Origin of the sequence: Lacunimicrobium album (assembly GCF_052161635.1) — a bacterium.
GTDB lineage: Bacteria > Planctomycetota > Planctomycetia > Planctomycetales > Planctomycetaceae > SXPC01.
The window spans coordinates 2,789,888-2,803,928 of the sequence record NZ_CP197413.1 but is presented as its reverse complement, the minus strand read 5'-3'; the positions used below and the strand labels follow the sequence as shown (position 1 = coordinate 2,803,928).

The following is a 14,041-nucleotide window of genomic DNA, read 5'->3' as shown; positions in this document are numbered from 1 at the left end:
GAGAGAGCTTTTCATAGAGTTCTCCAGCTGCTGATTGAGCCGACCGAATCGCTCCATAATGTTTTTCTATTGTGTCGAAGTCTGTCTTGAGATTGCTGAGTTGATTTGTCGAGTTGTTCTGCCTCGTCTCGAGTCGTAAGCCATGGCGTGCTTGATTTGATTTTCTTTGTGAGAGGCTGGCTTTGAGTCAACGATGTTGGATTCCATGTCGTGTGGGCTTCCGCGTTGGTTGTGGCTGATCGAGAATGCCGCGATGCCACGACTTTCGGGGTCATTCATGTGGTGGTGAAGCGCAGGTTATCCGGGAACAGGCATCCTCCCCGCTCTTGGCAGGAATTGTCTAGGAATGAACGCTGTTCGAAGACCATACTGCTTTAATGGACCTAAAACGACTTTCCCGGTTTGTCAATTGGACCTCAATCATGCCCTTCTTTGGTCAAGCCACGATTCTGCTCGTTCTGCTTTCCTTTTTCTGCAGGCCGTGTTTTGCAGAGGGGCAAATCAAAACAGTGCAGGTGCGTTCTCGTGATGAGTTGATCAACGCGGTCCAGCGTGCACAACCGGGGACTCAAATTCTGATTGCTCCCGGCGAGTATCGTGGCGGGATGACGTTTAATGAGTTGCGTGGGACTAAAGAGCAGCCGATTGTTCTTGCTGCACTTGATCCACAGAATCCGCCCGAGATTGTTGGTGGGACGACAGCAATTCATCTGACGAGTCCTCGCTTCGTTGAACTGCGACACCTCATCTTGCGTGGAGCAACAGATAACGGCCTGAATATCGACGATGGGGGAAAGCCTCTCGATCCGGCGCTGAACATTGTCCTGAGTCAGCTTCAGGTGCGTGAGATCGGTCCGCAGGGGAATCATGACGGGATCAAATTGTCGGGAGTGGAGAACTTTGTCATTGAAGGGTGCAAAGTCGAACGCTGGGGCGAAGCTGGCTCTGCCATTGACATGGTCGGTTGCCATCATGGAGAGATCAAAGATTGCCAATTGCGTTTTCGTAGTGATATTCCAGGCAATGGTGTCCAGACCAAAGGGGGGACAGCGCATATTGCCGTACGACGATGCCAGTTTATCGACTCTGGTAGCCGATCAGTGCAGATTGGAGGAAGCACTGGACGAGACTTCTTCCGTCCTCGTGATGCTGACTACGAAGCCAGAGACATCCTGGTCGAAGATTGTACATTCAGTGGTTCGATGTCGCCGATTGCGTTTGTCGGCGTCGACGGCGCGGTGGTGCGCTACAATACGATTTATCGACCGACTCGCTGGGTGATTCGAATACTGCAGGAAACTCGGGGAGCGGAATTCATTTCCTGTCGGAATGGTGAGTTTTCAAATAACCTCGTTGTCTTTGATTCCGAAGAGGTCCGGACGGTCGTCAATGTTGGTGATGCCACATCTCCGGAGACGTTCCGCTTTGCCCAAAACCATTGGTATCGCCTTGATGCTCCTCAGAATAGTCATCGCCTAAATTTGCCCACACCGGAAACGGAGGGACGCTATGGAAAAGACCCTTTGTTCCGTGATGCTGAAGCGGGAGATTTTCAGCTTCGCAAGGGCACGCCGGTTAAAGATGCTGGGGTTCGCCCAGAGGGGATCCGTGAATAGAATGCTTCAGTCTTCAAGGACTTGGTAAAATCCAGACGAAACGACAGTGTATTCCTCGCTCGGCCCTGTTGGTCTTATCTCCGAGTCAATCCATTGTTCAAAAACCTGACAGTTCCGAAAGTAAATTGATGCGACATTGGTTTCAATATGGTTTCACCTTTGCCTTTGCCGTTGGTTGTCTGGCAACCCGCATCGAAGCCGACGACGATCTGGTGACTCGCTCAAGAGCGGCGTTCGGGACAATTGAGTCTCCTGATGAAAAAATGGTTACTCAACCGATGGTTCAATTAGGACAGCGGCTGTTCTGGGATGAGCGGTTGTCGTTGAACGGTCGGGTGTCTTGTGCGAGTTGTCACCTGGTCGAAGATTTCGGAGCGGATGCTCGGCCAAAATCACTTGATGCGCGAGAGGAACTGACTACGCGGAACTCGCCGACTGTCTTTAACTCGATGCTTCAACCGTCGCTGCGGTGGTTAGCGGATCGAAAATCAGGAGCCGCCCAGGCGACAGGTTCGTTGAAAGGTTCGATGGGCTGGACTCGCCCCGAAGATGTTCTTCCGACATTGGCAAAGTTGGGCTACGGCGAGCAATTTCAGAAGTCATTCCCAGCGGCGCAAGATCCCATGACTCCAGAGAACTTTGGGAAGGCGATCGAGGCGTATGAGCAGACACTGCTGACCCCTGCACCGTTTGACAAGTACCTGAAGGGAGAAGGCGATGCATTGACGTCGCTGCAGTCGGAAGGCCTGAAGTTGTTCCTGGAGGTCGGATGTGCTGACTGCCATTCCGGGCGGTTATTGGGAGGAACTTCCGTCGAAAAATTTGGCGTAACGACGGACTATTGGAAGCTCACCCGTTCAACCACGATTGATGAAGGCGTTTTTAAGATCAGTGGTCGGGAGGAAGACAAGTCTTGTTTCCGAGTCCCGATGCTTCGCAATGTTGCTCAGACTGCTCCCTATTTCCACGATGGTTCCATGGCGTCGCTGGACGAAGCGATCGCGGTGATGGGCAAGTCGCAGTTAGGCATGGAACTGAGCGAAGAAGACATCGAAAAGATCCGGTCTTTTCTCGAAACTCTGACTGGTGAAGTCCCGGCACAGTTCAAGAATCCATTCCAGAAGCCGATGGACTGAAACTCTGCTTATTGAATTGGCCAGCCAAGGGCTCGCTGCATGGTAAACTGTGATCGGTTGTAGTCCGCGACAACGCGGACGTATTCGCGCTGGGCGTTGTTGAGGGCCTGTAGTGACTGCAGGGTCTCGAGGGGGAGTCCCTGGCCGGCTTGAATTCGTTCTTGATTTCGTCGGTAGGAGTCACGTGCGGCGGAGATCGCCTGCTGAGCCAGGTCGACCTGAGAGCGACGTGAGCGAAGTTCGACATGGGCCTGCGCGATTTCGGCGCTGATCTGGTCCATCTGACGGACAACCTGCCAGCGAGCCATTTCGACGCCGGATTGTGCTTCACGTCGAGCCGCTTTTTCGCCGAATCCCAGATTTCTCACCTCCCAGTAAGCGGCGGCGTCGAAGTCTGTCCGTCCTCCGAAGTTATCGATGTCGTTGCCGATCGAGCCGCCGTTGCCTCCGTAGCTGAATCCCATCAAGACGCTGGGGACGAAGGGGGCGTATTTTTCTCGTTTGTAGCGTTCGATGGCTTCGCCGACGATGTGTCGGCTTTCAGCGAACTCGGGACGGTAGGAGAGTCCGGTTGTGATCAGGTCGCCACATGGGCAGGTATGGTCGACCAGTTCGATGGGAGTCATCGCTGGTTCGGTGGGCATGAGAAACTGGCATTGTTGAGCACTTAACTGTTGTGCGAGCTTCACCGATGCGACCTGCGTCCCTTCCACGGCTCGCAGCATCTCGATGCGACGCAGGGAGAGTTCGGTGTTGGCGCGATCGAAGTCTGCTTGAAGCCCTTCGCCTGTCTTGGCGAACGATCCGGTGATGTCGGCCAGCTGTTCGGCATGGGCCAAGGTTTCTTCCTGGACGGCTTTGATCTGTATGGCTTCCAGAAGGTCGAGATAAGCCAGCGATGTTTGCAGGAGATTGTCGTTGGTCACGGCTTGTGCACCGAAGCGACGCGCGCACACCGTCTGCTCGGCAATGCGAGGTCCGAAGATGGCGTCGCGCAAGTGGAAGTTCATGACCAGCCCTGGGACGGCAGGGGAACTCGCTCCGACGGCCTGGGCACCGAATCCAGAGTAGACGGAGCTACGCGTGGTTTCGAAGACGTTTCCGGCGACATCTTGAATGGTGCCCGTGTGACGGTTGTAGTTCACGCCGGCTCGAATCGAGGGGACCCACAACACTTCCGCTCGTTCTAAACGCGCGAACGACTCTTGAATCCGTTGCTTGGCGAAGCCGATTTGCGGGCTCTCTCCTGCGGTGACGGCCAGCGCCGTTGCCAGATCGATCGGTACGGCATTCTCAATGCCGGGGACGACGAAGGCATCTGGTTCAGAGACCTGGGGCGTCGGGGCAGCAGCGACAGAGGGCGCGGCGGGATTGTCGACGGCTTTTGTTTCGGATGCGCTGGAGGAAGTCCCGCTGACGAGGGTGAGCGGGGCGGAGTCGGATGCCGTTGGCTGCTCGAATGTGGTCTTTGTTATCTCTGCGGGAAGTGATTCGGGTGCATGCCAGGTGGCGACACCGGCAGGGACGACTTGAGTTCCTTGAACGGGAGACGACGAGACATGCTGTCGATTTCCCCCTCCCTGGCAGCCTGCGATCGCGAGGATGAGTGCGCTACTCATGATCGGCCAGGATTTTTCAAAGTTACTGCTCTTCGTTGGGACGGTCATTCCTCTTGCTCCGACTTGATCCACACGGTGCTGTCAGTCATCGTTATGATCGGACTGGCCGTTGCAGGAGGATCAATCGTTCTTCGCGCCACACGTCGTACAACTCTTACGTTGGCAGCACGCTCTCATTACAGAGCGACCCAATGGCATCACTGCAAAGCGATGTCTGAAAAGACCTTACGCCAAAAGAGGCGTGCTTTTTTTGACAACTCATGAACAGGTCCGGCAGTTTGTTAAAAGCAGATTCTAAAATCAACTTAATTGCATTCCCGCCTCATTGGTCCCATACTCGAAGCCCGATGGGTTTGCCAAATCGGTAACATCATGACGGGCAACCAGATACGAAAGCTTTCTCCAGTTTATGCAACTGATACGACTGGCACTCTCGCGACCGCTCTCTGTCATGGTACTGATTCTCGCCATTGCGTTTGGCGGTCTTCTGGCGATCGGAAACACGTTGGCCGAACAGTTGGGGATTCCCTATCCGCAGGGACTTCCCAAGGGGATGGAAGTTGATATTTTCCCCAGCCTGAATCTGCCTGTCATTTACGTCTGTCAGCCTTACGGGGGGATGGACCCGGCTCAGATGGAAGGCTTTCTGACGAACTATTACGAGTATCACTTCCTCTACATTTCTGGCATCCATCACGTCGAATCGCGGAATGTTCAGGGGACGGCCCTGATGAAGCTGTATTTCCATCCCGGGACCGACATGTCTCAGGCGATGGCGGAGACTATCAACTACGTGAATCGTTCTCAGGCGTTTATGCCGCCGGGGACGGTTTCGCCGTTTGTGATGCGATTCGACACGGGGAGCGTGCCGGTGGGCTATCTGGTCCTGTCCAGCGATACCCGTTCGATTGCAGAAATTCAGGACCTGGCGCTGTTTCGCGTGAGGCCGATGTTCTCCAGTCTGCCGGGTGTTTCGGCGCCTCCGCCGTTTGGGGGGAGCGCGCGGACGGTCGTGATTACGATGGACCCGAAGCGTCTTCAGTCGTATGGCATGTCTCCTGAAGAAGCGATCAATGCGCTCGTGCGCGGCAATTCGATCAGTCCCTCGGGGAATCTGGTGATCGGCGATCAGTATCCGATCGTGCCCGTCAACTCGGTGGTGAAGGAGATTTCTCAGCTGGAATCGATCCCGATTCGTATGGGGGAACACCCGGTCTATATGCGAGATATCGGGTACGTCCAGGATTCCGCGGATGCCCCGGCAGGTTACGCGCTGGTCAACGGACGACGTGCGGTCTATATCCTCGCAACCAAGCGGTCGGATGCCTCGACGATGAGCGTCATCAACAACATCAAAGGGGCGCTTCCCAAGATGAAGGACGCGCTGGGCAAGGATGGCGAGGGGATCGATGTAGCGTTTGAATTCGATCAGTCGATCTACGTCACCCGCGCGGTCGAAGGGGTGGTCATGGAGGGGCTCCTCGGAGCGGTGCTGGTGGGGCTGATGATTCTGCTGTTTCTTCAGGACTGGCGCAGTTCTCTGATTGTCGTGTTGAATATTCCGCTGGCACTTATCATTGCGTTACTGGCGTTGTGGATCACAGGCCAGACGATCAACCTGATGTCGCTGGGAGGGTTGGCGCTGGCGATCGGGATTCTTGTCGACGAAGCAACCGTCGCGATTGAAAACATTCACGCCCACCTGCAACGGGGCAAGCCGCTGGCGGTCGCGGTCCGGGATGGATCCGCTGAGACCGCGATTCCTCGATTGCTCGCGATGCTGTGTATCCTGGCGGTTTTTGTGTCGTCGTTCTTTATGCAGGGAGCCGCCCGCTCGATGTTTATTCCGCTGTCGCTGGCGGTTGGATTCTCGATGATTGCCTCCTACTTTTTATCGAGTACGTTCGTGCCGATTCTGTCTGTCTGGCTGCTGAAGACACATGGGAACGCTGAGCATCATCGAACCGCATTCGACCGGTTCCGAGAGGCGTATGAATCGCTCCTGAGTGGGATCGTGCGTGTGCGATGGCTGGTCATCGTGATCTATCTGGCTGGCAGTACGGCTGTGATCGGCATCGCAGGAAACCAACTGGGGCAGAGTATTTTTCCGGTCGTTGATGCCGGGCAGTTCCGCTTGAGAATGAGAGCCCCCGATGGGACTCACATTGAGAAAACCGAAGCACTCGCCAAGCGGGCGTTGAACCTGATTGAAGAGGAACTTGGCGCTGAGAACGTGGACCTGACACTGGGCTATGTCGGCATGATTCACTCGAACTTCCCTGTCAATGCGGTGTACCAGTGGTCGCGCGGGCCGGAAGAGGGGATTCTGTACGTGGATCTGGCGGATGGACTTCACGTTACCGATGAAGATCTCAAAGAACGACTCCGCGCCCGACTCTCTCAAGAGCTGCCCGACGTGCGTTTTTCATTCGAGCCATCCGACATCGTCAATGAAGTCATGAGCTTTGGATCGCCGACTCCTGTCGAGATTGCGATCAGCGGGCCAAGTTTTGCTGACAATCGGGCTTACGCTGAACGGCTTCAAGAGGAACTCCATCAGATCCCGTTTCTGCGAGATCTGCAGGTCGGCCAGTCACTCGATTATCCGACGATTCAAGTCAACGTGGATCGAGAGAAAGCAGGACTCGCCGGGCTGACGGCGGTGGATGTTTCGAGGGCGCTGGTGACGGCAACGAGTTCCAGTCGGTTCGTAGTTCCCAACTATTGGGCAGACCCGAAAAGCGGGATTGCTTATCAGGTCCAGGTTGAAATTCCTCGCCCGGTCGTGCGAACGCCCGATGATGTGTCGACGACCTCCAGCTCCGAGGATCTCGGACGAATTCCACTCAAGAGCACCGATGCAGGACAGGTTCTGGTCCGTGATGTGGCAACGATCACCCCGGGGACCATGCCCGGCCAGTTTGACCGATACAATATGCGACGTCAGATCACGTTGACGGCGAACGTGACTGGAGTTGATTTGGGAACGGTTGCTCGGGCGGTCAAACGAGCGATCTCCACGGTCGGCGATCCTCCCAAGGGAGTTCAGATTGTCACGCGCGGTCAGATTCCCCCGATGGAGGAAATGCAATCGGGGCTGAGCGTTGGTCTGGGACTGGCGGTCATTGCGGTCTTCTTTCTGCTGACGGCGAACTTTCAGTCTATCCGGCTGGCGTTGGTTGCGGTCTCTGCGATTCCTGCGGTCGTCGCGGGTGTGGTCATGATGCTCTGGCTGACCGGGACGACGCTCAACATTCAGTCGTTCATTGGCGCGATCATGTCGATCGGAGTCGCGATGGCGAATGCGATCTTGCTGGTCACCTTTGCCGAGCAGCGTCGTAAAGAAGGAATTGGTGTCAAAGAGGCTGCCGTCGGTGGGGCGGGAAGTCGATTGCGTGCGATCCTGATGACCAGTTTGGCGATGATCGCCGGGATGCTTCCGATGGCGTTTGCGATCGGCGAAGCGGGGCAACAGAATGCTCCTCTGGGACGGGCGGTGATTGGAGGCCTGATCGCAGCTACGTTCACGACACTTCTGATTCTGCCTGCCATCTTCGCGATCCTGCAGGGACGAGCCAGTATGAACTCCGCTTCTTTGGATCCCGATGACCCGCAAAGTCCACACTTTGTAGACACTCGGGAAGTGGCCGTTGCGGGTTAGCAGTCATTTATCGGAACCTTTTTTCGTTTGGAACTTTGCGATGAACCTTCTCCAGTTGCTGTCATCGTTTTCATTACTGATCGTGCTCACTGTGTGCAGTGGCTGCGAGCAGGCCAGCATCGCGCAGACCAACAGCCTGCCCGCGCAATCGAAGCAGACTGTCGACCGAGTCCGGGCGCTCCCTCCGATTCGCAAAGATCTCAGCATCAAGACGACTCAACCGTGTCGCATTGAAGCGTTCGAGCGAACGGGGCTGTTTGCCAAAGTCCCCGGTTATGTGCAGGAAGTGCTCGTTGACATTGGGGATCAGGTGAAAAAAGATGCGGTGCTGATTCGACTTTGGATTCCGGAAATGGACAACGAGTTGGACCAGATGAAAGCGATGGTCGCCCAGGCGCAAGCAGAAGTTGAACAAGCCAAAGCCGCTGAGCAGGGAGCGATCGCCGTCGTCGAGACCGCCAAAGCCAAGGTCGCGCAGGCCGAAGCGGGCATTGGCCGAACCAGTGGCGAGTATGAGCGCTGGCGAGCGGAACTGGAGCGTTACCGACAACTGGCTGATTCCGGTGCCGTCAATCAGAAGATTGTCGAAGAAACTCGCAACCAGTTTCGCTCAGCGGAAGCTGCGACGCGTGAATCGGAGGCCAATGTTCTCGCCGCTCAGGCCATGCAAAGCGAAGCCCAGGCGAGCCTGAAAAAGTATGCAGCGGACATCATCGCTGCCCAGTCACGACTTCAAGTCGCCCAGGCGAGTCTGGCGAAGTCAGAAACGATGTCTCGTTACCGGGAGATCCTTGCTCCTTTTGATGGTGTGATTACGAAACGCCAGGCAGATACGGGTCACTTTGTCCAACCGGCTTCCGGCGCCGGGGCGTCTTTACTTCTGGAGATGATGACACAAGAACGCGTACGGGCTTGCGTCGATGTTCCAGAAATGGAAGCTGCTTATGTGAAGATCGGTCCTGACGCCAATCCAGCCACCATTCAGGTCCAGGCCTTGGGAACGCAGGGATTCACGAGCAAAGTCTCACGGACCGCCTGGGCACTCGATAAAGCAAATCGATCCTTAACATGCGAGATCGATCTGGAAAACGCCGACCAGAAACTCCGTCCCGGCATGTACGCCACTGCGATCATCGAACTGGACCAGCGCCAGGGGGTGTTGACGATCCCTGCATCGGCTGTGATCCGCGAGAATGACCAGACGCTATGTTGCATCGTTGTGGGAGGCAAGATCGAACGCAGACCTATCCTGCTTGGTCTCAGAAGCGGCAATGAGATCGAAGTCGTCAGCGGCGTGGGTGAAAAGGATCTCGTCGTCCAGACGCAGCCAAGTCAATATGCCAGCGGCCAGACTGTTGAAGTGATCAGTCCTCAATGATTATTGATGAGAGTAGAGAGTGCGATTGAGGCTTGAACTCGAGAGGATGTTCATTAAAGGCGGTATCGGTAAAATTCGCGTTGAAGGGCCATCGCGAGACTCGGAGATCGAGTCTCCATGCATGCCGGCACTGGCCCACGAAGTCGGATGTTGATGCGTGATCGTCGTTAGCGATTTTGCATCAAAGAGCTTTGGTAATTCGGCTGGGTCGTGCGCATTGACTCAGCAATTGCGCGCTATCAGAAGAACTTCCTCATTTCCATACGCACACAGAACTTATATAATCTGTCAGCCTCACTGCGTCCCATGTTGAGTCTTTGAACAGACCATGAACGATCTTGATCACATCATCGCCAGAAAGAATGCGTTGACGAAAAACGTCGACGATTGGCCGCAGCATATTCGCAATTTCTCCGATAGCCTGCTTGCGTACAACATCTTCCGGGACCCGTCTGGCGTATTTGAAATCATCGAATCTGTTATCAGCGAAGCGGTCTGTGATGATGGACTCGGCGACGAATACATGCTTTCGATGCTCGTCCGTTCTGCCGCGAGTTCGCCACTTCAGTTCAACCTCGGTAACGGGAGATTCTCACGAAGGAATGAGCCCGGAACGTTCGTCTTCGGCAACCTTCGAAACCAGCAGTATGTTCGAGGTATCGGGCCATTTCACTCGGTTTCGTTTCAGGTCAATGTTGATACACTCAAACAACGTATCTTCGATCTGACAGGAGAATCTCTCAGTCTCGATCCTCTCCACTCGAGTGCCTTCCGCGACGAAACTCTCGAAGTCCTCGTCAAGCAACTTCTCTCGATTTGCCAGTCGGGCCAGCACCGGGCTCCTCGTGCTGGCTCAACTCGAATTGATGGCATCCTCGACCAGATCTGCCACCGACTCCTACACAACGCCGGGCATAAAATCTCGGAGCCCTCGCCCGAAGACCGCCTGCAGCCCCGTTCGATCAAACAAGTTCTCGAATACATCGATAGTGCCCTCGGCTGTGAACTCGATCGCGACGTCCTTGCAAAAATCGCTGGCGTCAGTCCCTGCCACTTCTCTCGCCTCTTCCGCCAGACCGTCGGTATGACTCCTAAGCAATACATTCTTAAATCACGTATCGAACGCGCAAAGAAACTGCTCGATTCTCAAAACGATCTTCTCCTCAAAGACATCGCAGAATCCCTCGGCTTCACCGATCAGGCCCACCTCAGCCGGGAATTTGTCAGACAAGTCGGCGTCCCCCCGGGTGTCTACCGCAAATTCCGCTAACACTCTTTCTTGAGTGCCAACTTCCTGTCCCCTGTTCACTCAATCGCCACCCTCGCTCAGAGTACGCCCGAGCCCTGCTCACATCATTCCTATCAACAATCCACGCTCAACTCCCTCTCATACCAATCTCCACTTAATTCAGCGTGTTTTCTTCCCAAAGTGCCATGCTTGCGGCTTTGAGCAAGCATGTTCTGATCGCTCCAACGTCAAACGAAACAGCATGCTCACCCAAAGCTGTGAGCATGGCACGACTTTTCTAGCCCCCGCTGGCTTAACTGCGATTCGTATCGCCTCTCTGTTGCGCATCAAGGCACCTCTGCCTCTGTTCACAGCAGCATTGCATCAAACTGCTGCTCATTCGTTGATGCACGCGCATCTTTTATTCAAGTGAATTGACACCGGTGAGGTGGGTATTTTCCGACCCTCTGGGACTGAGAACAAAGCATTGATTGCGCAACTGCTTATTTTGTAATTGGTTACAGATTCTGCTCTCGTGGTAATTACTTAAGTCTGATGACCGCCCGGCGCCACGCAGGCACACCCCTTGCGAGATTTCCTTTCTCGTCTGAATTCCTCTCTTTTTTCCGAAAGACAGTGCTTATGCGTCGCCAAGGTTTTACGTTGATTGAGCTACTCGTCGTCATTGCGATCATCGCGACCCTCGTTGCCATCCTGCTTCCTGCTGTTCAAATGGCAAGAGAATCTGCCCGTCGCAACAGCTGCAAAAACAACCTGAAGCAAATCGCACTCGCGATGCACAATTACCACGACGCGTTCACCATGTTTCCAACGGCCTACAGTGAAGTGAAGACTGGGTCCACAAGACTGGGATTTAAGAGTTATCTCGTGGCATTGTTGCCACAATTGGAACAGGGGCCGCTTTTTGATTCCCTGGACTTTGACAAAGCAACCCGCTGGAAGCCGCTCAATACGCCCCTTGCCGTCATGCAATGTCCAACCGATCCTCAGTCAGGCGCGATCTGGTCAACGGACGGGGGCACTGGAACGAGGGTGTATGGCAAAGATGGATCAAATTGTATTCCGATCGCTTCCAAAACAAGCATCACACCGAATGGTGGTACTCCGATCGCGGCCGCTGGGAGTTATCACATGAATGGCGGATTCAACTACGTGAGTCTGAACAAAATAGCCGGAGGTTCCAGCAACGTTCGAATGCTCGCAGAACGTGATCAGGCGATGTACCCAGGAGCCTGGGGAGGAGCACCAAGACTCTGGGATCCTGCGACGACCGTCCCACACCCAACGTTCCAGGTCGCCGTCTCATTCACAGATCCAGAGGGATGCATCGGGTCATGGGGCCTCTCGACGATCCGTCTGGACAACGTTTATGTGACAGCCTGCGGCATGGGGACAGTTCCTAAAAAGGACCGCTCTGAATATGGCTGGTCGAGTAAACACGCTGGCGGTGTTCATGCCGCTCAAGGCGATGGCAGCGTCAACTTCTGGTCGGAAAACATGGATGCCATAGCCGCGTACAACGGTGCCAGCATCATGATTGGCTCTGGCCCTGCAAGTTTCTAGCCCTTGTTCAAGACACAGATACGGAGATGTCTAAGCTACCGCTCCGCACTTTTCTGCACTCATATTTTCAAATTATTGTGTCCTCATTTCATGTCGTTTGTAAATCGGATAGACGAGGCTGTATGAAAACCAACTCACTCACCAGCGTGTCGAATAGACATAAGCATTATGGCTTTACTCTGATCGAACTCCTTGTTGTCATTTCCATCATCGCTGTTCTGGTTGCCATCCTTCTGCCAGCCGTGCAGCAGGCGCGCGAAGCAGCCGCAAGAATGAGCTGCAAAAACAACCTGAAGCAGATCGGCCTGGCTCTCCACAACTATCACGAAACGTATCAGCGATTCGCCCCAGGTCTGATCGATGGTGACCCCACCGCCAACGTTGGTGGCTACTCCTGGCAGGTCGCCATCCTGCCCTACATGGAACAGCCGGCCATGGCTGATACCTATGCTCTTGTCGCAGGACGAGTTCCTACTTACGACCACCTGACCGACTACAAGTGGCCGCGGGCATATCGTTGCCCCAAGGATGAAGGTGCAGGATCGACCACTCGCTTGCGTGGGGCTGGTAACTACGTTGCGATCTATGACTCCGAAGGTTGCCTTGATTACAGCGGGGGCGGCACAAGCTTTGCCGCAACCGACTATCAGGTCAAAGCCAAGAACCGCGGCATGTTCGGTGTCAACGTCGCCAAATCGGCCAGCCTGGCAACAGACGGATTATCCAACACTCTCTTTGTCGGAGAACGGATCGATGCACAATACGCGAATATTCGCTGTGCTGGTGTGGATGTCACGAAGAGTCTGTACTACGTATTCGGGGGAGGCTCTCCGAGTCGTCAGACATATGATGAATATCTCAATGAGAACAATTCATGTATCGGTTATCTGATCGTCAATGATTTTGATAAATACCTCGCATGCTACGAGCCATTGCAGGCGAAATATTCTTACCTGCTGACAACGTCCGGACGACTTGCGACGCAATTGAGTTCGCGACACTCTGGTGGTGCCTTCGGAGCGCTCCTTGGAGACGGCTCTGTCCGCACTGTCATGAAGACCGTCGATAACACCGTGTTCGACAATCTCCAGAATGCCAATGACGGAAACGTCGTCGGAGAATTCTAAGCACGTCAAATCAAGAGGTCCCGACCAGTCAAGGTTCGGGACCTCTTTGTTTCCATCTCGATCGCAAATCGCTCACGTCTGTCCCCAACAACGAATGATCCCGATCATGATCTCAGCCTCCCGTGTTCGACTCACCATGATCGCTTTGTTGAGTTTTCAGTTCTGCGGCTGCGGTGGCAATGTGCCGACTCCCAATACAAATTCGGCCAGTATTCTGCGTGCAGAGAATCCGTTCCCGCCCACGCCGCCCCCCGCAGAAATCAAGGACGCCTCGCTTCCTTATGTCTATGGGCGTGTGGTCGTCGGTGGAGAGTATCCCAAGCCTGGCTCCATCACCGTGCAGATCGTCGATGCCGAGAAAATCAAAGACCAGACGGGCGCTATCCGCTACGACCAGATCGGCTCGTCGTTCCCATCAATCTCCGCCAAAGTCGATAAAGAAGGACTTTACGGAGTCGCACTTCCTCAGCCGGGCCAGTATTGCGTTTATATTAAGGTCAACGCTTCCGCGTATCCTGGCAAATCTTTCAACCCTTACCTCGGCCCCATCGAAACGCCCTACAAAATTATGGCCATGCCAAACCCACTCAATGTCGACATCGTGATCCCACTGCGAGATCCCGTTGGCGTGGCTAAATAGTCAACAGGCACACATCCGCCCTGCTCTCTCTGAACCCGGAAGAGCGAAGGCA

9 protein-coding genes are annotated in these 14,041 nt (G+C 54.6%); 8 read left to right on the top strand and 1 reads right to left on the bottom strand.

Translation table 11 applies throughout. The annotated features are described in order from the left end of the window. Window positions 1-422: 422 nt before the first annotated feature. Window positions 423-1,616, top strand: a complete 1,194-nt coding sequence (locus SH248x_RS11130) for a right-handed parallel beta-helix repeat-containing protein (RefSeq protein ID WP_459554346.1) — start codon at window positions 423-425, stop codon at window positions 1,614-1,616. A 128-nt stretch (window positions 1,617-1,744) separates the two neighbouring features. Further along, a complete protein-coding gene (locus SH248x_RS11125) occupies window positions 1,745-2,752 on the top strand; it encodes a cytochrome-c peroxidase (RefSeq protein WP_459554345.1) in 1,008 nt (335 codons plus the stop codon). 8 nt (window positions 2,753-2,760) lie between these two features. Here the strand turns inward: SH248x_RS11125 and SH248x_RS11120 are convergent, their stop codons facing one another. After that, window positions 2,761-4,371 (bottom strand): TolC family protein, encoded by a 1,611-nt coding sequence (locus SH248x_RS11120; RefSeq protein ID WP_459554344.1) that lies wholly within the window; start codon window positions 4,369-4,371, stop codon window positions 2,761-2,763. Window positions 4,372-4,780: 409 nt separating this feature from the next. On the opposite strand from SH248x_RS11120, the gene SH248x_RS11115 reads away from it, so the two are divergent. From SH248x_RS11115 to SH248x_RS11090, 6 genes are all read left to right on the top strand, one after another. After that, window positions 4,781-8,032 carry an efflux RND transporter permease subunit gene (locus tag SH248x_RS11115; RefSeq protein ID WP_459554343.1) on the top strand — a complete coding sequence of 1,084 codons (3,252 nt, stop codon included), beginning with the start codon at window positions 4,781-4,783 and terminating at the stop codon, window positions 8,030-8,032. 40 nt (window positions 8,033-8,072) lie between these two features. After that, a complete protein-coding gene (locus SH248x_RS11110) occupies window positions 8,073-9,410 on the top strand; it encodes an efflux RND transporter periplasmic adaptor subunit (RefSeq protein ID WP_459554342.1) in 1,338 nt (445 codons plus the stop codon). Window positions 9,411-9,738: 328 nt separating this feature from the next. Next, on the top strand, window positions 9,739-10,680 hold the full coding sequence (locus SH248x_RS11105) for a helix-turn-helix domain-containing protein (RefSeq protein ID WP_459554341.1): 942 nt from the start codon (window positions 9,739-9,741) through the stop codon (window positions 10,678-10,680). Between the two features lie 600 nt (window positions 10,681-11,280). Then, the gene (locus SH248x_RS11100) at window positions 11,281-12,222 is read left to right on the top strand and encodes a DUF1559 family PulG-like putative transporter (protein ID WP_459554340.1); all 942 of its coding nucleotides are present in this window, start codon (window positions 11,281-11,283) and stop codon (window positions 12,220-12,222) included. 122 nt (window positions 12,223-12,344) lie between these two features. Continuing rightward, a complete protein-coding gene (locus SH248x_RS11095) occupies window positions 12,345-13,349 on the top strand; it encodes a DUF1559 family PulG-like putative transporter (RefSeq protein WP_459554339.1) in 1,005 nt (334 codons plus the stop codon). Window positions 13,350-13,455: 106 nt separating this feature from the next. After that, window positions 13,456-13,989, top strand: coding sequence for a hypothetical protein (locus tag SH248x_RS11090; protein ID WP_459554338.1), 534 nt, complete (start codon window positions 13,456-13,458; stop codon window positions 13,987-13,989). Window positions 13,990-14,041: the final 52 nt, after the last annotated feature.

Coding starts and splice junctions, on each gene's coding strand:
- SH248x_RS11130 (WP_459554346.1), top strand. CDS start 423: ATGCCCTTCTTTGGTCAAGCCACGATTCTGCTCGTTCTGCTTTCCTTT.
- SH248x_RS11125 (WP_459554345.1), top strand. CDS start 1,745: ATGCGACATTGGTTTCAATATGGTTTCACCTTTGCCTTTGCCGTTGGT.
- SH248x_RS11120 (WP_459554344.1), bottom strand. CDS start 4,371: ATGAGTAGCGCACTCATCCTCGCGATCGCAGGCTGCCAGGGAGGGGGA.
- SH248x_RS11115 (WP_459554343.1), top strand. CDS start 4,781: ATGCAACTGATACGACTGGCACTCTCGCGACCGCTCTCTGTCATGGTA.
- SH248x_RS11110 (WP_459554342.1), top strand. CDS start 8,073: ATGAACCTTCTCCAGTTGCTGTCATCGTTTTCATTACTGATCGTGCTC.
- SH248x_RS11105 (WP_459554341.1), top strand. CDS start 9,739: ATGAACGATCTTGATCACATCATCGCCAGAAAGAATGCGTTGACGAAA.
- SH248x_RS11100 (WP_459554340.1), top strand. CDS start 11,281: ATGCGTCGCCAAGGTTTTACGTTGATTGAGCTACTCGTCGTCATTGCG.
- SH248x_RS11095 (WP_459554339.1), top strand. CDS start 12,345: ATGAAAACCAACTCACTCACCAGCGTGTCGAATAGACATAAGCATTAT.
- SH248x_RS11090 (WP_459554338.1), top strand. CDS start 13,456: ATGATCTCAGCCTCCCGTGTTCGACTCACCATGATCGCTTTGTTGAGT.